Origin of the sequence: Komagataeibacter diospyri (assembly GCF_006538165.1) — a bacterium.
GTDB lineage: Bacteria > Pseudomonadota > Alphaproteobacteria > Acetobacterales > Acetobacteraceae > Komagataeibacter > Komagataeibacter diospyri.
Map to the genome: position 1 here is coordinate 99834 of NZ_BDLU01000065.1, position 21310 is coordinate 121143.

The 21310-nt window shown below is 62.0% G+C and carries 22 protein-coding genes; 16 read left to right on the forward strand and 6 right to left on the reverse strand.

Features of this window, described 5'->3' with window-relative positions; translation table 11 throughout:
* Positions 1-94: 94 nt before the first annotated feature.
* Positions 95-835, reverse strand: coding sequence for a response regulator (locus MSKU9_RS15700; protein WP_141262314.1), 741 nt, complete (start codon positions 833-835; stop codon positions 95-97).
* A gap of 127 nt (positions 836-962) precedes the next feature.
* Here MSKU9_RS15700 and MSKU9_RS15705 point away from each other — a divergent pair, with 127 nt between their 5' ends.
* From MSKU9_RS15705 to thiL, 12 genes are all read left to right on the forward strand, one after another.
* Positions 963-1451 (forward strand): sigma-70 family RNA polymerase sigma factor, encoded by a 489-nt coding sequence (locus tag MSKU9_RS15705; protein ID WP_141262315.1) that lies wholly within the window; start codon positions 963-965, stop codon positions 1449-1451.
* 110 nt (positions 1452-1561) lie between these two features.
* Positions 1562-2125, forward strand: coding sequence for a sigma-70 family RNA polymerase sigma factor (locus MSKU9_RS15710; RefSeq protein WP_141262338.1), 564 nt, complete (start codon positions 1562-1564; stop codon positions 2123-2125).
* 146 nt (positions 2126-2271) lie between these two features.
* Positions 2272-2454, forward strand: a complete 183-nt coding sequence (locus MSKU9_RS18635) for a hypothetical protein (RefSeq protein ID WP_010514389.1) — start codon at positions 2272-2274, stop codon at positions 2452-2454.
* Between the two features lie 3 nt (positions 2455-2457).
* Positions 2458-4260 carry a sensor histidine kinase gene (locus MSKU9_RS15720; protein ID WP_193557718.1) on the forward strand — a complete coding sequence of 601 codons (1803 nt, stop codon included), beginning with the start codon at positions 2458-2460 and terminating at the stop codon, positions 4258-4260.
* Positions 4261-4358: 98 nt separating this feature from the next.
* Complete coding sequence (cydD, locus tag MSKU9_RS15725) at positions 4359-6074, forward strand: thiol reductant ABC exporter subunit CydD (protein WP_141262316.1); 1716 nt, start codon at positions 4359-4361, stop codon at positions 6072-6074.
* Entirely contained in the window at positions 6071-7768 is a 1698-nt protein-coding gene (cydC, locus tag MSKU9_RS15730; RefSeq protein ID WP_141262317.1) for a thiol reductant ABC exporter subunit CydC, read from the forward strand. The genes cydD and cydC overlap by 4 nt, the downstream gene beginning before the upstream one ends.
* Positions 7755-7895 (forward strand): hypothetical protein, encoded by a 141-nt coding sequence (locus MSKU9_RS17940; protein ID WP_154670682.1) that lies wholly within the window; start codon positions 7755-7757, stop codon positions 7893-7895. The genes cydC and MSKU9_RS17940 overlap by 14 nt, the downstream gene beginning before the upstream one ends.
* 7 nt (positions 7896-7902) lie before the next feature.
* Positions 7903-8277 (forward strand): OmpA family protein, encoded by a 375-nt coding sequence (locus MSKU9_RS15735; RefSeq protein ID WP_141262318.1) that lies wholly within the window; start codon positions 7903-7905, stop codon positions 8275-8277.
* 23 nt (positions 8278-8300) lie between these two features.
* Positions 8301-10136 (forward strand): DNA helicase RecQ, encoded by a 1836-nt coding sequence (gene recQ / locus MSKU9_RS15740; protein WP_141262319.1) that lies wholly within the window; start codon positions 8301-8303, stop codon positions 10134-10136.
* Between the two features lie 62 nt (positions 10137-10198).
* The gene (gene nrdR / locus MSKU9_RS15745) at positions 10199-10705 is read left to right on the forward strand and encodes a transcriptional regulator NrdR (RefSeq protein ID WP_141262320.1); all 507 of its coding nucleotides are present in this window, start codon (positions 10199-10201) and stop codon (positions 10703-10705) included.
* A gap of 72 nt (positions 10706-10777) precedes the next feature.
* Entirely contained in the window at positions 10778-11356 is a 579-nt protein-coding gene (gene nusB / locus MSKU9_RS15750) for a transcription antitermination factor NusB (protein WP_141262321.1), read from the forward strand.
* A gap of 15 nt (positions 11357-11371) precedes the next feature.
* A complete protein-coding gene (gene thiL / locus MSKU9_RS15755) occupies positions 11372-12367 on the forward strand; it encodes a thiamine-phosphate kinase (protein WP_141262322.1) in 996 nt (331 codons plus the stop codon).
* A gap of 10 nt (positions 12368-12377) precedes the next feature.
* Here thiL and MSKU9_RS15760 read toward each other — a convergent pair whose 3' ends face one another.
* On the reverse strand, positions 12378-13538 hold the full coding sequence (locus MSKU9_RS15760; RefSeq protein WP_141262323.1) for a hypothetical protein: 1161 nt from the start codon (positions 13536-13538) through the stop codon (positions 12378-12380).
* A gap of 156 nt (positions 13539-13694) precedes the next feature.
* Between MSKU9_RS15760 and MSKU9_RS15765 the strand changes: the two genes are divergently transcribed.
* Together MSKU9_RS15765 and glk are read left to right on the forward strand one after the other, a co-directional pair.
* Positions 13695-14492 (forward strand): SDR family NAD(P)-dependent oxidoreductase, encoded by a 798-nt coding sequence (locus tag MSKU9_RS15765; protein WP_141262324.1) that lies wholly within the window; start codon positions 13695-13697, stop codon positions 14490-14492.
* Between the two features lie 256 nt (positions 14493-14748).
* On the forward strand, positions 14749-15717 hold the full coding sequence (gene glk / locus MSKU9_RS15770; protein WP_141262325.1) for a glucokinase: 969 nt from the start codon (positions 14749-14751) through the stop codon (positions 15715-15717).
* A 68-nt stretch (positions 15718-15785) separates the two neighbouring features.
* Here the strand turns inward: glk and MSKU9_RS15775 are convergent, their stop codons facing one another.
* Positions 15786-16259 carry a hypothetical protein gene (locus MSKU9_RS15775; RefSeq protein ID WP_227001115.1) on the reverse strand — a complete coding sequence of 158 codons (474 nt, stop codon included), beginning with the start codon at positions 16257-16259 and terminating at the stop codon, positions 15786-15788.
* A gap of 342 nt (positions 16260-16601) precedes the next feature.
* Here MSKU9_RS15775 and MSKU9_RS15785 point away from each other — a divergent pair, with 342 nt between their 5' ends.
* Positions 16602-18302, forward strand: a complete 1701-nt coding sequence (locus tag MSKU9_RS15785) for a thiamine pyrophosphate-binding protein (RefSeq protein ID WP_141262326.1) — start codon at positions 16602-16604, stop codon at positions 18300-18302.
* 113 nt (positions 18303-18415) lie between these two features.
* On the opposite strand, the gene MSKU9_RS15790 is transcribed toward MSKU9_RS15785, so the two are convergent.
* Entirely contained in the window at positions 18416-18913 is a 498-nt protein-coding gene (locus tag MSKU9_RS15790; RefSeq protein WP_193557719.1) for a hypothetical protein, read from the reverse strand.
* 173 nt (positions 18914-19086) lie between these two features.
* Between MSKU9_RS15790 and MSKU9_RS15795 the strand changes: the two genes are divergently transcribed.
* Positions 19087-19914 (forward strand): hydroxyethylthiazole kinase, encoded by an 828-nt coding sequence (locus MSKU9_RS15795; RefSeq protein ID WP_141262327.1) that lies wholly within the window; start codon positions 19087-19089, stop codon positions 19912-19914.
* Here the strand turns inward: MSKU9_RS15795 and hpxZ are convergent, their stop codons facing one another.
* Together hpxZ and MSKU9_RS15805 are read right to left on the reverse strand one after the other, a co-directional pair.
* Complete coding sequence (hpxZ, locus tag MSKU9_RS15800; protein WP_141262328.1) at positions 19915-20304, reverse strand: oxalurate catabolism protein HpxZ; 390 nt, start codon at positions 20302-20304, stop codon at positions 19915-19917.
* A gap of 28 nt (positions 20305-20332) precedes the next feature.
* Entirely contained in the window at positions 20333-20785 is a 453-nt protein-coding gene (locus MSKU9_RS15805; protein WP_141262329.1) for a hypothetical protein, read from the reverse strand.
* Positions 20786-21310 lie beyond the last annotated feature (525 nt).

Genomic DNA, 21310 nt, shown 5'->3' on the forward strand with positions numbered 1-21310 from the left:
CAGCCCCAGCCGACCGTGCGGCCGACGACTGGCACCATACACGCCGGGCCATACAGGGGGGATGGCACAGGCGCGGGACTGGCATGCGGCTGTGTCAGTTCAGGGATACGCCACCCGAAACCGCCTGATAGGTGGAGACCGCCAGCGTAAGCGGTTCAAAAGGCTTGGTGATGACGAATGCCGGTTCGATCGTATCGCCCGTCAGCAGGCGCTCGGGGTAGGCTGTGACGAAGATGATGGGAATGTCCTGATGCTGCAGGATGCTGGACACCGCCTTCATTCCGTCGCCACCGTCGCCCAGGTTGATATCGGCCAGGATCAGGCCGGGTCGGGTTTCGCGCGCAAGCTTTATGGCTTCCGCCTCGCTGCTGGCGACGCCTGCGATGGTATGGCCGCACTGGCGCACCAGCTCCTCGATATCCATCGCGATGATCGGTTCGTCCTCGATGATCAGCACGCTGGTCTGGGCGCATGAACGCAGGCGGGCGTGGGCATCCTCCAGTATGGTGGTGGCCTGTGCGGGGGGCAGTGACAGGACACGGGCGGCGTCGTTCACCGACAGTTCCTCAAGCGAGGTCAGCAGCAGCAGCTTGCGTCCCAGCGGCGGCATGCCGCCTGCCGCGTCTCCGCCGCCGCCATGTTCGGCGTGGTGGCGGGATATCCACTGGTAAAGGCGCAGCCTTGGTGGCATGGATGGATCATCCACCGCCATGAGTTCGCGCAGGCTTTCGGCGACCAGCAGGTCGCCACTCGACTGGCTGCCACATAACGCCCGGGCGTAACGCCGGGCATAGGGCAGGGCGCGAAGCAGGTCTTGACGCCGTGATAGCGGCATGAGGCATTCATCTCCCCAGATAAACTGTTACACTCCGGATCATGACAGCGTTAGGCTGTGCTGCAAGAGTTGAAGAGTAAACAAACTGGAATCCAGAATACCACCCGATCCGTCAGCGGTCACGCACTTGCGTGGGGAGATCCTGTCCCTTCTGCCGCAATTACGTGGTTTTGCCCGTTTTCTGACCGGGCAGGCCGCGCAGGCGGACGACCTTGTCCAGGAAACCGTGCTGCGCGCGCTGGCGGCCCTTGAGCAGTTTACCCCCGGCACCAGCATGAAGGCGTGGCTGTACACGATCGCGCGTAACCTTTTTTATGAACAGGTGCGCCACGGCCGACGCGAACGTGATGTGATGTCTGACTATGCCCATCGCCCCGATCAGCCCGAAAGTGGCACGGGGGAAGGGGAAGCGGACGCTCTGCGCGACCTCAATAGCGCGATCTGGCAGTTGTCCCCCCGCCTGCGTGAGGCGCTGGTTCTGGTTGGCGTGCAGGAGATGACCTATGCGGAAGCTGCACATGTATGTGGTGTGACGGTCGGCACCATCAAGGCCCGGGTCTCCCGCGCCCGGGCCCAGATCGTGGATTACATGGGCACCCGCCCTGATGACGGCTGAATGAAACCACGGCCCGCCTGCTCGCGTTTTCGTTATATGGGTGGATGTAACCTTTTGCCTTCCCCGTTCATTGCACCGGCATGAAGAACGACAACACAGGGGAGAAGAAGATGACCAACAGCTTTCATGACGAGATGATTGCAATCCTGCCCCGTCTGCGCGTTCAGGCCCTGTCGCTGACACGCAATCGTGCGGCAGCGGATGATCTGGTGCAGGACGCCGTGTGCAATGCGCTGGCAGCCCAGCACAGCTTTACGCCGGGTACCAATTTTTCCGCGTGGATGCACCGCATCCTGCGCAACCGCTTCATCTCCGACCTGCGCAAGAAGCGCGAAACCGGGAATATCGAGGATGTGCCCGCTTCCGCCATGGCGGGTAGCGGCGCGCATGAGGAACGCCTGGTGGTCAAGGAACTGGCCGAAGCCATGAACCGCCTGCCCGCCGACCAGCGCGAGGCGCTGGTGCTGGTGGTGATGCAGGGCATGAGCTATGACGAACTGGCTGCGGCGACTGGCTGCGCCGTCGGTACCGCCAAGAGCCGCGTCTTCCGCGCCCGTCGCCAGCTGGCCGCATGGCTGTATGGTGAAGAACGCGATATTTCCACTGTCGAGCTGCGCGGCGCGGTGCAGCGCCTGCGCACACGTGTGCAGGCACGCCCTGCGGCATCAGTCTGATTGGGTGGATTCCCACTTTGAATTGCGGCATGAGTATGGCACTGACAGTGCTGTCTCCATACAGTATCTTGGAATTTGCAGGGTAAGATGCAGCCCTGACCCAGACAGGGATTGTGTGAAGTGGGAATTTACTTCGGGATAATGCGATGGCTCTGAAGGACAAGTGTCCTCCCAGGCAACCAGGAAAGAAGTCCATAAACAGATCGGATGATGCGTTCGAGCTATGGCTGAAGCGGGGGCTGCATCAGCTGTTTGACGACGTGACGAAAGAGCCCGTTCCCGAGGAACTCCTGCGTCTGATTGAGGAAGACCGGAAACGGACAAAATAACGGATGTCCGTATTCCCATCTTCCGGTCACGGCAGGCAGGTCCGCCACCGGAGCCTGTTCAGCCGTGTCGGTCGCGTGTTCGATGCCGTGCGTGGGCGGATGATGGCGATCATTCTGCTGGCTGCCATGCCCATTGCCCTGATCGGGGCGGTACAGGCATGGCATAGTTATCGCGCCACGCTTGAAGCGCCGGGGGACCGTACCGACCTTACGGTATCGCGCATCGATCTTGAACTGCGTCATGAAGCCGAACATTTAAGTTCCCTGCTGCAGGCCGTCTCGCGCATGCGGCTGGATGATGCGGGCCTGCGCCATATGCTTGAACTGGTGCAGTCGCTGACCGGGCGGCATTACAGCCAGATTGCGCTGGCGGATGACCGGGGCAACATCCTGACCGCTGTCGGGCCGCAGAAGGGATCCACCCCACTGGGCATGGACGCCATGCCCCGTTTCCAGGGGGATGTCGGGCTGGTGGCGCTGACCGATCCGCTCACCCATGTGCCCGCCTATTTCCGCATTACGGTTTCCACCACCATTTATGATGATGTCGGCAGGCCCGCCCGTCCGGGCTACCTGACGGCGGTCATGCCGCTGTCATGGCGCAGCGCCATACTGCAGGCCAGTGACCCGCGGATGGATCTGGTGCAGCAGAATGGCCCGGTCGAGGTATGGGTGGTGGACAGCCACGCCCATGCCGCCGTCCCCCTGTGTTCGGATTGCAACTGGTCGCCTCATCCGCCCGAACGTATCATGCAGTGGGCACGCGCGACCCTGGCGATGGGGGAGGAACATGCCCACATCACCCTGCCCGATGGGTCGTTTTCCATCGGTCGTGTGCAGGATGGCGTGCATGTCCTGACCATGACGCGCCGCAACGCGGGGGAGCGGCACGCGGTGGTGATGTTCGCCATATCGCTGGTCAGCAGCGGGCTGCTGCTGCTGATGGGGCTGCTGGGCGCATCCAAGAGTGCCGATGTGCTGGTGATCACGCCGTTGCGCCAGCTGACCACGTCGGTCAATCAGTGGCAGCTGGGTGGCATGTATGACGTGCGTTCCAACTGGGCCATGCCGCTGGAGGTCAGGCAGCTTGCCCATGCCTTCAGCAAGGCCACCCGCAAGCTGGCGCGACATGAAAAGCGGCTGGAACGTGCGCAGGCGCGGCAGGAACTGCTGCTTAAGGAAATGCACCATCGCGTCAAGAACAACCTGCAGATCGTAGCATCGCTGCTGAACCTGCAGGCAGGTCGCATCCGCCAGCCCGCCGCACGTGAGGAATTCGCGCAGGCGCGTGACCGTGTGCGTGCGCTGGCCACCCTGCATCGCTATCTTTACGCCGATGGCGAACTGTACAGCCTGAATATGCAGAGCTTCGTGCGCGAACTGTGTGGCCAGATCATGCATGCCATCGGTGAATCCGACGAAAGCCGCATCACGCTGGATATCCGCGTCGATGATCTGCTGATGGTGCCCGACCAGGCGGTGCCGCTGGCGCTGATCGTGACGGAAGCGGTCAGCAATACGATCAAATACGCGTTTCCCGACCGCCAGCACGGCACGCTGGAAGTCGGGCTGCGCGCGCTGTCCGGTAACCGGGCGTGCCTGTGGATCGCCGATAACGGCGTGGGCATGGCGGCGGTGCGCAATCATCCCGGAACAGAGGAAGGGCGCAGCGGCATCGGCATGCAGCTGATCCGTGGCTTTGCCCGGCAACTGGGTGGTGAACTGCAGATGTTCGAGGAAAACGGGACACGTTATGTCCTTGTTTTTCCACTAAAGCAGCCCGAACAGGATGAAATGGCGGGCTGAATCCATGCAAAAATGCATGGCAGAGTTATGGTGTCGTCAGTTTCCGGCCGTGGATGATGGCTGTCCCTGTGTCGTGTCCTTCGGTATAGGGAGCGGTCATGAACGATGACAAGACAGTGATGAAGGCGTGGACAAGGGCACAGTCGCGTCTTGGACGCCGACAGGCCATGCCGGTTGTGTTGCTCGGGCTGGCCCTGGCCGCGACTGCGGTGGGACAGGTCTGGTGCATTGCCAGCGTGCTGGCCAGCGTGCTGGTGCCTGGCGGGGAACCGGCGGTGACGTGGGCGCTTGCGGGGCTGGTTGGACTGGCCATCGTGCGCGCTGTCTTGCAGATGGGTGCGGACATCCTTGCCGCCCGTGCGGGCATGAAGGCGCGCGCGCGGTTGCGTGGCGGGGTGCTGGACGCCATCCTGCGCGGTGGGCCGGGACTGCTGCGCAGGCACCATACGGGGGAACTGACTGCACTGGCCGTTGACCGGATCGAGGCGCTGGATGGTTTCTTCGCACGCTGGCTGCCGGCTTCCGTGCTGTGGGTCGCGGCCCCGCTTGTCATCGGTGTCCTTGCCGCCTTCGTTCAGCCGGGCTCGGCTCTGATCATGGCGATATGCGGTATTGCCGTACCGTTCGGGCAGGCGCTGTTCGGGATCGGGGCGGCGGTTGCCTCGCGCAACCAGTTCCTTGCCATGACGCGCCTGCAGGCGCGCTTCCTTGACCGTGTGCGCGGCATCGCCACCATTGTCCTGTCAGGCCGGACGGAAGATGAAACCCGCAGGCTTGCCGCCGCGGCGGAGGAACTGCGCGTGCGCACCATGAAGGTGCTGCGGGTTGCGTTCCTGTCATCGGCCTCCATCGACTGCGCGCTGGTCGTGGCCCTTGTGCTGGTGGCGCTGCGCAATGGCGCGCAGCTCATGGCGCTGCATGACCAGGGGGGCGTGCCTGCGACTGTTATGGCGGCCCATGTCGCGCGCGGGCTGTTTGTTGTGCTGCTGGTGCCGGAATTCTTTGCCCCTTTCCGCAGTCTTGCGCTGGCGTATCAGGATCGCGCCCATGCATCGGGCGCGGCTGCGGCCATGCGGATCCTGCCGGACGCGGCGGCAGTGCGCGCGGCTGGTCAGGCGGTGTGCGAAACGGGGCAGGGCGTCAGTGTCGCGTTTGAACATGTAGGCTTTACATGGGACCCCGCACGCGGAGCGACGCTGGATGATGTCTCGTTCACCGCACCCGCCGGACAGACGCTGGTGCTGTGGGGGGCGTCGGGGTCGGGCAAGTCGACCATAATCGAAATGCTGCTGGGCTTCATCCAGCCCGAAAGCGGGCGCATCACCATCAATGGTGTCGACATGGCCACCATCGAACCTGAAACACTGGTCGCCATGACATCATGGATTGGCCAGAAGCCGGTTCTGTTTGCAGGCACCCTGCGCGAAAACATCCTGTTCGCCCGTCCCGATGCGACGGACGATCAGTTGCAGGCCGCCATCAGGGCGGCAGCGGCGGATGCATTCATCGCCAACCTGCCACGCGGGCTTGAGACCCTGATTGGCGAAGGCGGGTTCGGTCTGTCGGGCGGGCAGGCGCAGCGCGTGGCGATTGCGCGCGCCTTCCTCAAGGACGCGCCGCTGCTTCTGCTGGATGAACCGACAGCCCACCTTGATCCGCAGACCGAAGCCGACGTGTTCGCCAGCCTGCGTGCGCTTGCGGCCCATCGCACGGTCATCCTTGCCAGCCACTCTGCTGCGGTGGAAGGGTTCGGGGGACAGCGGGTGGACCTTGATCATGGCCGTATTGTCACCAGTGGGGAGAATGCATCGTGAAGTCCTCGGAAAACCGGGAATTCGCACGGCTGGCGCGGCGTGAAGGCGTGATGGGGCCGGTGCTGCAGATCCTGCATATATGGCAGCGTCGCGCTCCGCTGCTGACGGCGGGCGCGCTGTTGTCGCTGCTGGCCGTGCTGATCGGCCTTGTGCTGATGCGCGAGGCGGGAATGCGGGTCGCGGCCATGACGGTGGGCGTGATCGTGGTGACGACCGGCGCGCTGCGTATCTTCGGCAGTGCACGGGTGATCCTGCGCTATACCGAACGTCTGGTCACGCACGATGCCATGTTCCGCGCGCTGGCGGATGTGCGGGTATGGTTTTTCCGTAATCTGGCGCGGGGTGCGGCGGCTGGTCTGGGCTTCCGCCGCGCGGGTGACCTGCTGTCGCGGCTGGTGTCCGATGTCGAGACACTGGACGGACTGTACCTGCGCATCATCATTCCGCTGCTTGGTGCATGTCTGGTGCTGCCGTTCCTGTTCATCGCCATCAACATGGTCAACACCGTTCTGGCGGTCGTGGTGGCGGGGCTGTTTGCCTGCGGTGCGTTTGTCCTGCCCCTGATCGCTGCGATGATGGGACGGCGTGAGGGTGGTCAGGTCAACCATGCCAGCGCGCAGCTGCGTATTGGCGTGCTGGACATGGTGGGGGGGCTGCGCGAAATCGCGACCTTCGGGGCGGAGGGGCGCATGCTGGCCCATGTCCGTGACCGTGATGACGCGCTGTATCGCGCGCAGATGAAACAGGCCCGGATGCTGGCCATGGCTGGGGCCGCATCCTATCTGTGCGGGCAGGCGGCGGTGGTGGCGGTGCTGGCTGCCGCTCTTGGCCTCGGCCTGCCGCATATTGCGCCCCTGCCCGCGGCGGCCGTGCTGTTCCTGACGGTTGCGGCATTTGAAAGTGTGGGCGGCCTGACCCGTGCTGGCGCGCTGGCGGGCAGCATTACCCGGGCTGCGGCCCGGGTCGTGGCCGTCAGTGAAATGCCTGAACCCGCGCCCCCTGAAGGTACCGAACCCGCACCGGCGGGCAGCGATATCAGCTTTGGGCATGTATCCTTCCGCTGGAGCGCGAACCGTGCCCCGGTGCTGGATGACCTGAACCTGTCCATTCCGGCGGGCCAGCGTATTGCGGTGCTGGGGCCGTCGGGTGCGGGCAAGTCCACGCTGGCGGCGCTGCTGCTCAAGGCGGTGGCGCCTCAGGCGGGGTGCATTACGCTGGGTGGGCGTGATATCGCCACCATCCGTGATGATGACCTGCGCGGGCGGATTGCGTGGCTGTCGCAGGCGACGCACCTGTTTGCCGATACGATTCGTGCCAACCTGCTGCTTGGTCGTCCCGACGCGGGTGAAGCCGATCTGTGGATCGCGCTGGAACAGGCCCGGGTTGCGGACGTCGTGCGCGAACTGCCCGATGGGCTGGATAGCTGGCTGGGTGAAGGGGGCGCCAGCCTGTCAGGCGGGCAGGGCAGGCGGCTGGCGCTGGCGCGTGTGCTGCTGTCACGCGCGCCCATCCTGATACTGGATGAACCGGCCACCGGACTGGATGCGCGTACCGAGCAGGAATTCCTTCAGACCCTGAATGATGTGACCCATGGCCGTACCGTCATCCTGATTGCGCATCGCCTGACAGGTGTCGAGAAACTGGATAAAGTATGGCGTATTTCTGACGGAAAAATGGTCAGTGTCCATTCATGAAGGGGTGGCCATGCTGGTGGAAAGGATTGACGCGGCTATTTCCACAGGGCACGAAGTAGCGGAAAACCGGATCGGGTATACCAGAAGGCTGATAGCGATCCGTCTTGAATCCCTGAATCAGGAGTGAATCCATCATGCGTCGCCTGTCCCTTCTTCTTGGTCTTGGTCTGCTGACAGGGTGTGCTGGTGGCCATCCGGGTAAATATGTCGTGTTCTTTACCCAGAACTCCACCCAGCTCGACACGCCGGCCCAGATGGTGATCACACAGGCCGCCCAGCGTGCGGTATCGACCCACGCCAGGGTTCGGGTTGAAGGCTATGCCGCCGCCAGTCATGACCTGTCGGCAGATGAACTGCTGGCGATCGACCGCGCCAAGATCGTGGCCCGCCAGCTGGCGGTTGATGGCGTGGACGCCAGCCGGATCAGCCAGCAGCCGCGTGGCCCGCTGAACAACGAAAACGGCGCCCTGGCGTCCCGCCGCGTCGAAATCGAGGTTGGTGGACGCTGAACGACGGCCTCCCTCCTGATGATATGACGGCTGGTGACGGCGCAGCACGCAACCCGCGTGATGTGCTGGCCGAGGTTTTCGGCTTTCCTGATTTCCGTGGGCTGCAGCAGCAGGCAGTGGATGAGGTCATGGCAGGCCGGGACTGTCTGGTGCTCATGCCCACCGGCGGCGGCAAGAGCGTATGCTATCAGGTGCCCGCACTTGCCCGGCCCGGCACCGGCCTTGTCATTTCCCCCCTGATCGCGCTGATGGATGATCAGGTCGCGGCCCTGCGCCAGCTGGGGGTAAATGCGGGCGCGCTGCATTCCGAACAGGAAGCCGATGATGCCGCCCGTGTCCGTTCGGACCTTATGGCCGGGCGGCTGGACATTCTTTATGTCTCGCCAGAACGGCTGCTTTCCCCCGGTATGCTGGAACGGCTGGGGCGGTTGACGCTGTCGGTCATCGCGATTGACGAAGCCCACTGCATTTCCGCCTGGGGTCATGAATTCCGGCCCGAATACCGTGAACTTGCGGCCCTGCCGCAGCATTTTCCCAATGTGCCCCGCATTGCCCTGACGGCCACGGCGGATGCGCGCACGCGTACCGACATCCTTGATGCGCTGGCGATGCCGGATGCCACGGTGCTGAAGGCAAGTTTCCACCGGCCCAACCTTGATATTGCAGTAAAGCCCAAGACATCGGAACTGCGTCAGTTGACCGGGATACTGGACCGCCATCGCGGGGCGGCATCCATCGTCTATTGCGGCAGCCGCAGCAAGACCGAACGGATTGCACGCTCACTTGCAGGCAAGGGATATGCCGCGCTGCCGTTCCATGCCGGCCTGTCGCCGGTGGAAAAGCGTGCTGCCCTCATGCGGTTCCGTTCGGGCGAGCCGGTGGTGATCGTTGCCACCATCGCCTTTGGCATGGGCATTGACCGGCCTGACGTGCGCGCCGTGGTGCATCTGGACATGCCATCTTCGCCCGAAGGGTATTATCAGCAGATCGGCCGCGCCGGGCGTGATGGGGAACTGGCCGAAACCGTATTGCTGTATGGCGGCGACGACATGGCCCGTGCCCGGTACTGGCTGGAACAGTCCAACGCGCCTGATGCCCAGAAGCGGATCATGAGCGCCCGGCTGGAAGCCATGATCGCCCTGACCGAGACCACTGGCTGTCGTACGCAGGCCCTGCTGTCGTGTTTTGGCGAGGAACTGTCCACCGCCTGCGGTCATTGTGACAACTGCCGCAATCCGGTCGCGACGTTTGACGGCACGGTGGCGGCGCAGAAGGTGCTGTCGGCAATCTATCGCACAGGACAGCGTTTTGGTGCGGTGCATGTGGCGGGTGTGCTGCGTGGCAAGGCATCGGATATGGCCTCCCGCCATGGCCATGAAAAGCTGAGTGTGTTCGGCATCGGCCGCGACCATCCCGAACCTTTCTGGCGTGGGGTGATCCGCCAGCTGATCGCCCGTGGCGCGATAAAGGTGACGGGGGAATATAATGCCCTTGCCCTTGAGGAAGGGCGCGCCCGGCCCATATTGCGTGGCGAGGAGCAGATCATGCTGCGCGAGGACGCGGCCGAGGATCTGAAGGCGGCGGGACGCGGTTCAGGCGGCGGCCAGCGGCCCCAGATGGCTGACCTGACGCCAGAAGCCGCAGCGCGCTATGAGGCGCTGCGGCAATGGCGGCTGGGGGAGGCGCGGGAACAGGAAATCCCGCCTTATGTCATTTTCCATGATGCCGTGCTGCATGATATTGCCCTTGAACGCCCGACCACGCTGGATGAGCTTGGCATGATCCGGGGGGTGGGTGGTTCCAAGCTGGCCCGGTATGGTGCGGCGGTACTGGATGTACTGACTGATATCGGTGCCTAGCCCGTCATGCCGCGTTCGCGTGGCGTGTTCTGTTCCATCGCGTAATCAGGAAACGGTTTTGCATGCGTTGCCCTTTTTGTGGAAATGACGATACGCAGGTGAAGGACAGCCGCCCGCATGAAGATGGCGCGGCCATTCGGCGCAGGCGCATATGTGGATCATGCGGGCAGCGCTTCACCACCATCGAACGCGTGCAGCTGCGCGACCTTGTCGTGGTCAAGGCCGATGGCCGCCGCGTGCCCTTCGAACGTGACAAGATGGCGCGTTCGGTCCGTATCGCGCTGCGCAAGCGCCCGGTCGAGGCTGATCGGATCGAACGGATCGTCAATGGGCTGGTCCGTCATCTGGAAGCCACGGGGGAGACGGATATTCCCTCACGTGATATCGGGCGGCTGATTATGGAAACGCTGCGTGAAATTGATTCGGTAGCCTATATCCGTTTCGCAAGCGTGCATTGGGATTTCCGTGAAACCAAGGATTTCGCGGATATTCTGGACACGATTTCGGCTTCCGTCTCGGGTGAGGAGGGGGAAGACTTTCCCCCATCGGGCTCCAGGGACAAAGATTGAACTGGACCCCGCCACGCAAAGAGGCGATGAAACGCAGAATTCGCAGCAATGTCACAGCAGGAGTAACGCGCCATGACACAGACAGACGGTGACCGGCAGCACAAGGTCCGTTCCCGCACCGCATCGCGTGTTGCGGCGGTGCAGGCCCTGTTCCAGATCGAACAGGGCAGCGAAAGCCCGGAACGCGTCATAAATCAGTTCATGCGTCACCGGCTGGGCACGTCCGCATCCGATCAGTGCGATTATGCCGAAGGACACGTGCCCGACGCCGATGCGCGGCTGTTCGGGATCGTGGTGCGTGGCGCCATGGCACGGCAGGAACGCATTGACACGCTGCTGCATGACATCCTGCCCGCGTCATGGCCGCTGGCCCGTCTGGACCCGGTGCTGCGGGCGATCATGCATGCTGCGGGTGGTGAGATGACGGGGGCGGATCCCATACCGGCCCGCGTCATCATCAATGAATACATGGATATCGCCCATGGTTTTCTTGCCGGTGATGAACCGCGCATGCTCAACGGCGTGCTCGATGCCCTGTCGCGGCGGATCAATGAACCGGCGGCATCCGTGACGGATGCAGGCAGTGAAACGGTCTTGGTAGTGGATGATGCCCCCGTGGCTGATGCCGCCCCCGACAGCAAACCCGCCTGAACCCCGAAGAAAGGCATGACGGCCATGGGACAGGACGCACTGTCAGGTAATGGCCTGCCGGCGGAATTCGGTTTCATTGCCCGTATTTTCCGGCCGCTTGCGGGGGACGGGGCGCTTGACCTGCGCGATGATGCCGCCGTGTTCATGCCGCCCGCCGGGCGTGAACTGGTTATTGCGGCCGACGCCATGGTCGAAGGCGTGCATTTCCTGTCTGATGATCCATCCGACACCGTTGGTCGCAAGCTGTTGCGCTGCAACCTGTCGGACCTTGCCGCCATGGATGCGACCCCACTGGGTTACCTGATGACGGTATCCATGCCGCCCGCGCGGGATGAGGCGTGGTTTGCAGGCTTTGCATCGGGCCTTGTGCGCGATCAGGAACAGTTTGGCATCACGCTGCTGGGCGGGGACACGACATCCACGTCCGGGCCACTGGTGCTGTCCCTGACCGTGCTGGGGCATGTAGCGCCCGGACGGGCGTTACGGCGCAGCACCGCCCGCGTGGACGATGGCATATGGGTTACGGGCACGATTGGTGATGGCGCGATGGGCCTGCTGGCGCGACGCGGGCAGGTGCCCGATCCCGATGGCTTTCTGGCAGGCCGCTACCAGTTGCCCCGTCCCCGGCTGGGGCTGGATCTGGGGGATGTCGCATCCGCCGGGATGGATGTGTCAGATGGGCTGTTGCAGGATCTGGGGCACATGGCGCGTGAAAGCGGGGTAGGGATCGTGATCCATGCGGATCAGGTGCCGTTATCCCCGGCCGTGCGCGCACTTGGCCCGCAATGGCTGTCAACGTGTCTGAGCGGTGGGGATGATTATGAACTGCTGCTTGCCGTCCCCCCCATGAATGAAGCTGGCCTGCAGGCTCATGCCGCGCGTGCGGGGGTGGCGGTGACCCGTATCGGGCAGGTGGTCGCGGGAAATGACGTGCAGGTCTGCGACGCGGCGGGCCACGTGATGGCATTTGCCCGGCGTGGCTGGAGCCATGTAAGGGAGGCTGGGGGCTGAGGCCTGTCCCTCAGTCCTCCAGCGACAGGTCGTAAACCCGGTAGCGCTTGCACGGTTCGGGCGTGATCCGTTCGATCAGGCGACGCATGGGCAGGTTGTTTTCCAGAACCCAGCCAAGTTCGATCGTGCGGTAGGGCAGGCTGCGGCCGCGTTTCATGAGTTCGGTGATGGCAAGTGCCGGCATGATCGCCCCCAGCGCCGTGCCGTCCAACGTGGAACTGACGCCCAGCAGGATGACGCGCGCGGAATGGAATTCATGCCGTAGCAGCCGCTTGCCCAGTTTCAGCCACCCCAGCGGCGACGGATCGCCATTGAGGTCGGCGGAAATGTCGAACACGTTGGGAACCACCAGCGCCACACAGACCGGCTTGCCCGCCTGTTCGATCAGCACGAAATGCTCCGGCCGCAGGATGGGCTTCATCTCCACGATCATGGACTGCATGTCTTCACGCGCCAGCGGAATCGATCCCCAGTTGTTGCGCCATGCGTCGTTGTACAGCGTGCGCAGGATCTCCCCGTCCTCATTGATCCGGTCCATGCGCAGGCCACGGGTGGTGACATTGCCCAGCCGCCCTTCGCCCAGCCGCAGGCTGGCGGGGACCAGGTGGGCTTCTTCCGCATCCGGGCCGGTCTGCATCTGATAGGCTACAAGGTCGCGCACCTTGGTGGCGCCACAGGCATCCATCATGCCCGGCAGCCATTGCGGGTGCCACGGCATGGCCACCATCGGCATGGCGTGGTGGCCCTCCAGCATCATCCCGAACTCACCATTGCTGTCCAGCGTCTGCGGTCCGCGCATAAGCTTCATGCCATGCTGTCGCAGCCATGTGCCTGCGGCATCCAGCAGGGCGGATACAACATCCAGATCGTCGATTGCGTCCAGTGCACCGAAAAAACCGACAGGTTCCCCATAATGTTTCATGGAAATCGGGTCGATCTGCGCGGATATGCGTCCCACCGCCCGTTTGCCCCGCATGGCCAGAAAATACTGCGCGCGTCCCTGGCGGAAAAAGGAATTCTTGCGCGGGGTCAGCAGGTCTCGCTGGGTCAGGTCCAGAGGGGGTACATAACCCGGCAGCCCGGCGTACAGGCGGCGGGGCAACTGGATAAAGGTGGTCATCTGACGAAAGCCGGAAACGGGAATGATAGTAAGACGATCGGTTTCGTTCATGACCGGTTCGTTGCATCCTGAACATTACCCGCATCGACCTTCATTCCGTCACGGAACGGGGCAGGTTATGCAGGCAAGGGTTGAAAGAAATGATTCGGTGGTCCGTCCTGTTGTTGTGCTGATGGCACAGAAGGACCCTTAAAAGGAAGATAGACAATGACGGTTAGGTCCGGTTCACGCATGGATGAAGGCGGATATGTGCTGATTACGGGGGCATCCAGCGGGATCGGGGCGGAACTGGCGCGGCTGTATGCCGCCCGTGGGCGATCGCTGGTCCTGTGGGGACGCAATGCCGAACGGCTGGAAAATGTGGCTGTACAGGCCCGCAGCCTGGGTGTGCAGGTGCATACGCGCACCCTTGACCTGTCTGATGGAGCGGCTGCGATTGAAGCCCTGCGTCAGGATGATGACAGCTATCCGGTCGATATCGCCATCCTGGCCGCGGGGCTGGGGGACATGCGGCGCGGGGGTGACGTGGTGGAACGGGCGGAGGATGTGCTGCATCTGGGGCTGGTCAACTATGCCACGCCATCGGCCATGGCTGCTGCCGCTGCCGAATGCATGGTCCCGCGGGGACGGGGGCATATCGTGCTGATCAGTTCGGTCGCGGCCTTCCATGCACTGCCGTTCGCTGCCGCCTATTCGGGGTCCAAGGCCGGGCTGAAACGTTTTGCCGAGGCGCAGCAGATGGCGCTGGCCCCGCTGGGGATCGGGGTCACGCTGGTCTCGCCAGGGTTTGTGGATACCCCCATGAGCCGCCGCGTCGTGGGCGCGAAGCCATTTTTGCAGACCGCGCCTACTGCCGCGCGCAAGATCGCCCGCGCCGTGGACCGCAACCGGCCCCATCTGGTCTTTCCCTTCGTGTTTTCAGTGCTGCGGCTGGTGGACACGCTGATACCGTGGCCGTTCAAGCGGCGGATCCTTTCGGCCATCAAGGCAGACCAGACGGACTGATTTCCCGGCAGGTCAGGGTTTATATGATATATTTTAATGCTGACCGGAACGATTGTGGCCATTTCGTGACATTTATCAATGAAATTACACGATGGCTGGTCTTGTTTTCTGGATAGATGTGTTAACCGATAGATCTGCGGCACCTGAATTGCCTGTTCTGTTGCATGAAATGCATGGGAGAGGGCACAATCGCAGACTGTTTTTATTGTAATAGCGGGGCAAGGAGCTGCCGTATGGCCACGGAGCGTGACCGGATATGAAAGAGATCGTAGCAGTTGATATTGGCGGCACGCACGCGCGCTTCGCCATTGCCCAGGTTGACCAGGGGCGGGTTGTCACGCTGGGGGAAGCCACGACCCTGAAATGTGCCGATCACGCCAGCCTGCAGCTGGCATGGGAAGCCTTTGCCCGCGTGGTTGACCGCCCCCTGCCCAAGGCCGCGGGCATTGCCGTGGCCTGCCCGATCAAGGGGGATATCCTCAAGCTGACCAATAACCCGTGGGTCATCCAGCCCGCGTGGCTGCCGGTCAAGCTGGGGGTGGACGAGCTGATCCTGGTCAATGATTTCGGCGCCGTGGCCCATGCCGTGGCACAGGTGGGCGAAGACAGCCTGCAGCATATCTGTGGTCCCGACCAGCCATTGCCCGAACAGGGCGTGATTACCGTCGTGGGGCCGGGCACGGGTCTGGGTTCCGCCTATATCGTGCGGCGCAAGAACGGTTATTTCGTGTGCGAGACCGAGGGCGGGCATATCGATTTCTCCCCGCTCGACCAGCTTGAGGACCGTATCCTGACCGTGCTGCGCCGTCGCTACCGGCGCGTGTCGGTGGAACGCGTGGTGTCCGGGCCGGGGCTGCTCAACCTGTATGAGGCGATTGCCGAAATGGGGGAACTGTCGGTCAAGGCGCGTGATGACAAGGCGCTGTGGACCATGGCGCTGGAGGGATCCGACCCGGTGGCGGCAGCCGCACTGGAACGGTTCTGTCTCAGCCTTGGTACGGTTGCGGGGGATCTTGCGCTGGCACAGGGCGGCAGCGCTGTTGTGATTGCCGGTGGCCTTGGCCTGCGTCTGGCCCAGCACCTGCCCAGTTCCGGCTTTGCCGAACGGTTCGTGGCCAAGGGCCGGTTCGAAGGCATGATGGCGGAAATGCCTGTCAAGCTGATTACATACCCGCAGCCAGGCCTGCTGGGTGCGGCGGCGGCCTTTGCCGAAGCCTATCGCTGATATGGTCTGAAGGGGCGTCCCGGTTTTTCCGGGGCGCCTTTTTTATTTCGAGTGGCCTGCCTGACGGGTCAACCGCGCCACAGGTGACCGGGCATGGCGTCATAATGCCGGGTCAGGAAATCCAGCAGAAGCGCCAGCACGCTGCCCATATGCCGGGGATCGTACCGGGCATGGCTGGCTATTTCATCCAGCGGCTGGTTGTTGATCATTGTGGCGATCAGGATCCGCTCGTAGCGGTTGCCGATGATGTCGTGAATATATCTGTAACGGTTGATGGACCCCATGCGTCCGTTCAGCGGCCGCACGGACAGCCCCAGTGATGTCCGGTCCAGATGCGGGTCTTCCTCTCCCATCACGCCAATCCGGTAATCCGTGGCCCAGAACCGGGCTGCCGCCACATGGTGCGCCGTGATGATGCCGTTGTGGTGCAGGGCGTCGATCATGGTGGATACGGGTGTCGCCCATTCATTACTCCCGTCTGGAACGGGTGTGGGGGCGGACAGGGTAGCAGGACCGTCAGCGGGCAAAGGGCTCACTTTCATGGCTGGATGTCATTGCATCATCTTCACGTCCGGTAATGGGGTCAATTGAAAGTGTAAGATTATCCCGTCCGGGTATGAAAAAATATCTCCGTGCGGGGTCATGTGTCCGTTGGATAAAAAAACGGCATCACCCGGGCTGTGGGTGATGCCGTAAGGTTCCGTGGACAAGTTGGGAAATCGACGGTTGGGAATCTGTCGGGCGACCCACGGGTGTCGAAATTGATAGTGATAATAATTATCATTATCAAGATAAAAATGACATCTGCCCTGCTCGCCCCATGGTGGACCCGATCCCGAAAACGTGGTGCGATGGCCTGACCGTCAATGCACGCAGAGGACAGCATGGCCATTACACCGCTCGAGGTCGCAGCACGGCGGACAGGGGGACGGCGGGGGGCCGACATCCTGCTGGAAATTCTGGAAAGTGAAGGGGTTCGCTATATTTTCGGCAATCCCGGCACAACGGAACTGCCCCTGATCGATGCGCTCCAGCGTCGTCCGGACCTGAAATACGTTCTTGCCCTGCAGGAAGCGAGCGTGGTGGCCATGGCTGATGGGTATGCGCAGGCGGCTGGACGTCCCGGCTTCCTGAACCTGCATACGGCAGGGGGGCTGGGGCATGGCATGGGTAATCTGCTGAACGCCAGCGTATCGCAGACGCCACTGGTGGTGACGGCGGGGCAGCAGGACTCGCGTCATACGATTTCCGACCCGTTGCTGTTTGGCGATCTGGTCAGCATCGCAACGCCCGCTGTCAAATGGGCGCAGGAAGTCCTGCATGCGGACCAGTTGCCGGTACTGGTGCGGCGTGCCTTCAACGATTCGATGGCGGCCCCGTCCGGGCCGGTTTTCCTGTCCCTGCCCATGGATGTGATGGAGGAACCCAGCGATGTCGATGTCGGTTCCCTATCCGTCATCAATCGCGCCTCCATAGCCGGCGGCCTGCCGGACCTGGCCCGCGCGCTGGCCGGTATTGCGCCGGGCAGGCTTGCGATCATCGCGGGTGATGAGGTCCATGGCGCGGATGCGGCGGCACAGGTGGCTGAAGTGGCCGGAATCCTTGGTGCGCCCGTTTATGGCGCGTCATGGCCATCGCGTATCCCGTTTGCGACGTCCTGCCCGTTATGGGCGGGTAACATGCCCACGCGCGCAACTGACATTGCCCGCAGGCTTGCGGATTATGATGCAATCTTCGCACTGGGCGGCAAGTCGCTGATTACCATCCTGTATTCCGAAGGTTCCCCCGTGCCGCCGGGTTGTGCGGTCTATCAGGTCTCGGCCGATGTGCGTGATCTGGGGCGCACATTCCAGACCCCGCTTTCGCTGGTGGGTAATATCCGTGCGTCGCTGGATGTGCTGATCCCGCTGCTGCAGCAGGCGACACAGCCCCGCCGGGCTGAATTCAGTGCGGCCCGCACGCGTGTCATCGCCGCCCGGACCAGCAGGCGCATGGATGCGGAAACACTGGTGGCCCGGCATCGGGATGATCCGGTCATCGCCCCCTGTGTTGCAGCCCATGAAGTCGTGCGCGCCATTGGCCCGCAGGTCGCCATTGTGGATGAAGCGATTGCAACATCCTCCTATACACGCATGTTCCTCGATAGTGACTGGGCCGCGCAGTACTCCTTCCTGCGCGGTGGCGCGCTGGGCTGGGGCATGCCGGCTGCGGTCGGGGCTTCGCTGGGGCTGGGGCGTGAACCGGTTGTCTGCCTGGTGGGGGACGGGGCGGCCCTATATTCTCCACAGGCCTTGTGGACGGCAGCGCATGAACGGCTGCCGGTGACCTTTGTCGTGATGAACAACCGCGAATATAACGTGCTGAAGGGGTTCATGCGGGGGCAGACGCATTATGTTTCCGCGCAGGAGGGAAATTTCCTGGCAATGGACCTGCGTGATCCACCGATCGACTATCAGGCCATGGCGACATCCTATGGCCTGGAATCGTGCCTGATTACCCGTGCGGGGGATATCGCTCCGGCCATAGAAGCCGCGATGGCGTCCGGCCGTCCCAGTCTGGTCGAGATCGTAATCAGCACGATCTAGGGAAAATCGATCCGGTTTTTTTGTAAACTCTTTGAAAACAGGAGTTTTTGGGTGCCGCCCTTTTTAAGGGCAGCATCATGATGCCAACAAGGATGGGCTGTTTAAACCGTCCCTTAATGGATGGGGAACGAACAGGCGGCCGGGAGGGTATCAACCCGTTCCCGGCCCGGGTCCACACGCAGCGTCAGCCGCATGACGGCCGCGGCAAGATGGGCGCCGCTGGTGCGCATGGTCGTCTTGATGTCCACGCCATGGTTATTGTCCAGCACAGCGACATTGCGGCCCCGGGCCATGGTCGCTTCCGCCCGCACGGACCAGTAGGTGCCGTTTATGTCAGACAGACGGGCAAGGTTGTACACCGTCCCGTCCCCCTTCAGCTTGCTGTAACCGATTCCGACCGCTCCGCCGCCAGTAATCTTGACCGGGTAGGAATGGTTGCCGAAATAAAGGCGTCCCTTGCCCCATGAATATCCGCCCGCTAGGGCGGCATCACGCAGGGTGAAACAGATTTTGGCTGTCGGTTGTCCCAGTGCATCCGCAGCCCGTGCGGAATGAGTGGCCAGTAGTCCTGCGGCAAGAATGACAGGGGCATAAAGGAAAGCTGGTCGCACGGTATGTTCCTGCTACGATATGGCGGCTGGTAAATCATCTATGGAATTCAGGCGGTCCCCGGTATGATTGACCCGGTCCGTTCTTTATTTTTCAGTCGATTACCACCAAAAGGCAACCCCTGTCGGTGTCAGGCGACCTATTGTCTGGATGCGTGGGAAAGGAGTGACCGCTGTTGCATGACGTACCCCTATCCATGGATTATGACCATCCGTACTGTCGTCCTGTCCTGCGCCGGATACGGGTGCAGGCCCCGTTTGTCTATGGGCTGACCAACTATGTTGCGGCCTCCCTCAGTGCCAATGTCCTGCTGGCGGTAGGGGCGGCCCCCGCCATCGGGGCGGCGCCGGGCTGGCCGGCCGGTTTCGGGGGGCAGGCCGCGGCAATCTGGGTCAATGCGGCGGGACTGATCAACTGCACGGCACGCGACATGATGGATGCCGTGGATGCCGCAAATGCAGGCCATGTGCCATGGGTGCTGGATCCGGTGGCCATGGGCGCCGGTGTCGGGGAATATGACGCCATCATTCGTACACTTGCCTCCAGATTACCTGCTGTCGTCCGGGGAAATGCCAGTGAGGTCGTGGCGCTGGCCGGAGGGGCGGCGACGGCACGGGGGGTGGAAGCCACGGCTTCGATCGGGCAGGCAGTGCCAATGGGGCAGGCGCTTGCCCGCAGTCGTAAGGTAATCGTCGCCATCAGCGGGCCGGAAGATCATATCCTTGCCCCCGATGGTCGACATATTATTGTGCCTGGCGGCCACCCACTGCTGACGCGCGTGACAGGGGCAGGCTGTGCATTGGGCGGTCTGGTTGCCGCAGCCCTGGCAACCGTTCCAAAGGAATCGGACAGGCTGGTTGCGGTGGCGGCCGTTCATGCACTTTATGCACGGGCGGCGGAAATCGCGGCCCGGGATGCTGGCGGCCCGGCATCCTTCGCAACCGGTTTTGTCGATGTACTGTCGCGGTTGCAGGATGCCTGTGCGCCAGATATCGGCAACTGATCAGGAAATATCGGCCATCAGGGACACATGGGCCGCGATGATCTTCCACCCGTCGGGGGTGCGGATCCATGTCTGGCTCTGCCGGCCGATCCGTTCGGCACCGTGACGACGGAATTCCAGATCAACCGTGCCGGTATCCGTGCCGATAGCCGTAATATGTCGGCGCAGCACGTCGCGCGGAGGAGAACCACCTGCCCGGTTACGGCGGAATACCGCGATTTCATCAAACCCGTACAGTGTTTCGCCAACACCGTATCGTACCGTTTCGGGGCCATGGTAAAACAGGGCGTCCAACTCCGCGATGTCATTATCGCCAAGCGCCTTTTCATAGCGGTCAGACATCGCGGTCAGTTCCGCAACGATTTCAGGGCGGTTCAGGGCAGGGGACATGATGTTTCCATAAAATATGCTGGTGGCTTTAGCCCTTGGCGGGGATGACCGCTTCATGCGCTTCGTTTTCCGTCACATTGATAACAGCTTCATTGGAAAACGACACGATTTCCGATGGGGAATGGTTGGCCGCCTGGTTCGTCTTGCGCGCCAGATCATTGGTCACGGTTTTCAGTTCGGACACTTCAGACCGGACATCGTTCAGGATTTCAATCAGGGCGGCATGGTCTTCCGCCGCGCGCTGGTCGGTGCCCCGGCTCAGCACCGCATTGCCCACCATCAGGGCAGGTAGCGCAACGAGCTGGATGCAGTTGCTTATATAAAGCAGCGTGTTCTGCCATGCGGGGGCGGCCAGAGGGATAAGGGAAAAGACCAGAAATGCATAAACGCACCAGATACTCCCGAATATGATCGTCATGCGCACCGCGACATGATCGTTGACCTTATGGAGAAGGGTGGGCTGGGTCGGTGATTTCGGCATGGGAACCTGCTTGCTGCAATATGTTGTAATAATTCAGTGGGTATGTCTCAAAATCCGTCACCATGCGTCTATCTTAAAATGGATAGGATTTATGCTGCCGGAACAGGAAGTGGATCGATTCTATGCACCTGCCATGCTGGTGCGTGTTTAAATGATCCCAGAATTTACTAGTTTTCTGGCTTTTTTGGTTATGTGTTGTGATGGTTTCTGTTTTTTTTGCAATTTTATGATTGACGGTTTGAGGGGTGGGTCCTATATCCCCATTCACCGGCGGCGTTGAGGAAACTTCTTGAGCCTTTCCGGTGGATTTGCTAGGTTATTCGGCCCTATTGGGTTTTGATCTTTGACAAGAGAATAGAGAGAGTATCTGGAAGGGATATGCTGGCGGCGCGATTGTTGCTCTTTAGGGGGTAATGATTGGCGGTCTGGACTGGGTGAGACTGGTCTAGGTAGCTTTGCGTATCTTTTTAGGAATATGCGTTGAGTGTTTTGAAGCTGTATGCGGGTTTATCCTGTTTTATGGTT

Excerpts from the sequence above, each read along its gene's own strand:
- MSKU9_RS15700 (WP_141262314.1), bottom strand. The coding sequence starts at position 835 with ATGCCGCTATCACGGCGTCAAGACCTGCTTCGCGCCCTGCCCTATGCC.
- MSKU9_RS15710 (WP_141262338.1), top strand. The coding sequence starts at position 1,562 with ATGACCAACAGCTTTCATGACGAGATGATTGCAATCCTGCCCCGTCTG.
- MSKU9_RS18635 (WP_010514389.1), top strand. The coding sequence starts at position 2,272 with ATGGCTCTGAAGGACAAGTGTCCTCCCAGGCAACCAGGAAAGAAGTCC.
- MSKU9_RS15720 (WP_193557718.1), top strand. The coding sequence starts at position 2,458 with ATGTCCGTATTCCCATCTTCCGGTCACGGCAGGCAGGTCCGCCACCGG.
- cydD (WP_141262316.1), top strand. The coding sequence starts at position 4,359 with ATGAACGATGACAAGACAGTGATGAAGGCGTGGACAAGGGCACAGTCG.
- MSKU9_RS15735 (WP_141262318.1), top strand. The coding sequence starts at position 7,903 with ATGCGTCGCCTGTCCCTTCTTCTTGGTCTTGGTCTGCTGACAGGGTGT.
- recQ (WP_141262319.1), top strand. The coding sequence starts at position 8,301 with ATGACGGCTGGTGACGGCGCAGCACGCAACCCGCGTGATGTGCTGGCC.
- nrdR (WP_141262320.1), top strand. The coding sequence starts at position 10,199 with ATGCGTTGCCCTTTTTGTGGAAATGACGATACGCAGGTGAAGGACAGC.
- nusB (WP_141262321.1), top strand. The coding sequence starts at position 10,778 with ATGACACAGACAGACGGTGACCGGCAGCACAAGGTCCGTTCCCGCACC.
- thiL (WP_141262322.1), top strand. The coding sequence starts at position 11,372 with ATGACGGCCATGGGACAGGACGCACTGTCAGGTAATGGCCTGCCGGCG.
- MSKU9_RS15760 (WP_141262323.1), bottom strand. The coding sequence starts at position 13,538 with ATGAACGAAACCGATCGTCTTACTATCATTCCCGTTTCCGGCTTTCGT.
- MSKU9_RS15765 (WP_141262324.1), top strand. The coding sequence starts at position 13,695 with ATGACGGTTAGGTCCGGTTCACGCATGGATGAAGGCGGATATGTGCTG.
- glk (WP_141262325.1), top strand. The coding sequence starts at position 14,749 with ATGAAAGAGATCGTAGCAGTTGATATTGGCGGCACGCACGCGCGCTTC.
- MSKU9_RS15775 (WP_227001115.1), bottom strand. The coding sequence starts at position 16,259 with ATGAAAGTGAGCCCTTTGCCCGCTGACGGTCCTGCTACCCTGTCCGCC.
- MSKU9_RS15785 (WP_141262326.1), top strand. The coding sequence starts at position 16,602 with ATGGCCATTACACCGCTCGAGGTCGCAGCACGGCGGACAGGGGGACGG.
- hpxZ (WP_141262328.1), bottom strand. The coding sequence starts at position 20,304 with ATGTCCCCTGCCCTGAACCGCCCTGAAATCGTTGCGGAACTGACCGCG.
- MSKU9_RS15805 (WP_141262329.1), bottom strand. The coding sequence starts at position 20,785 with ATGCCGAAATCACCGACCCAGCCCACCCTTCTCCATAAGGTCAACGAT.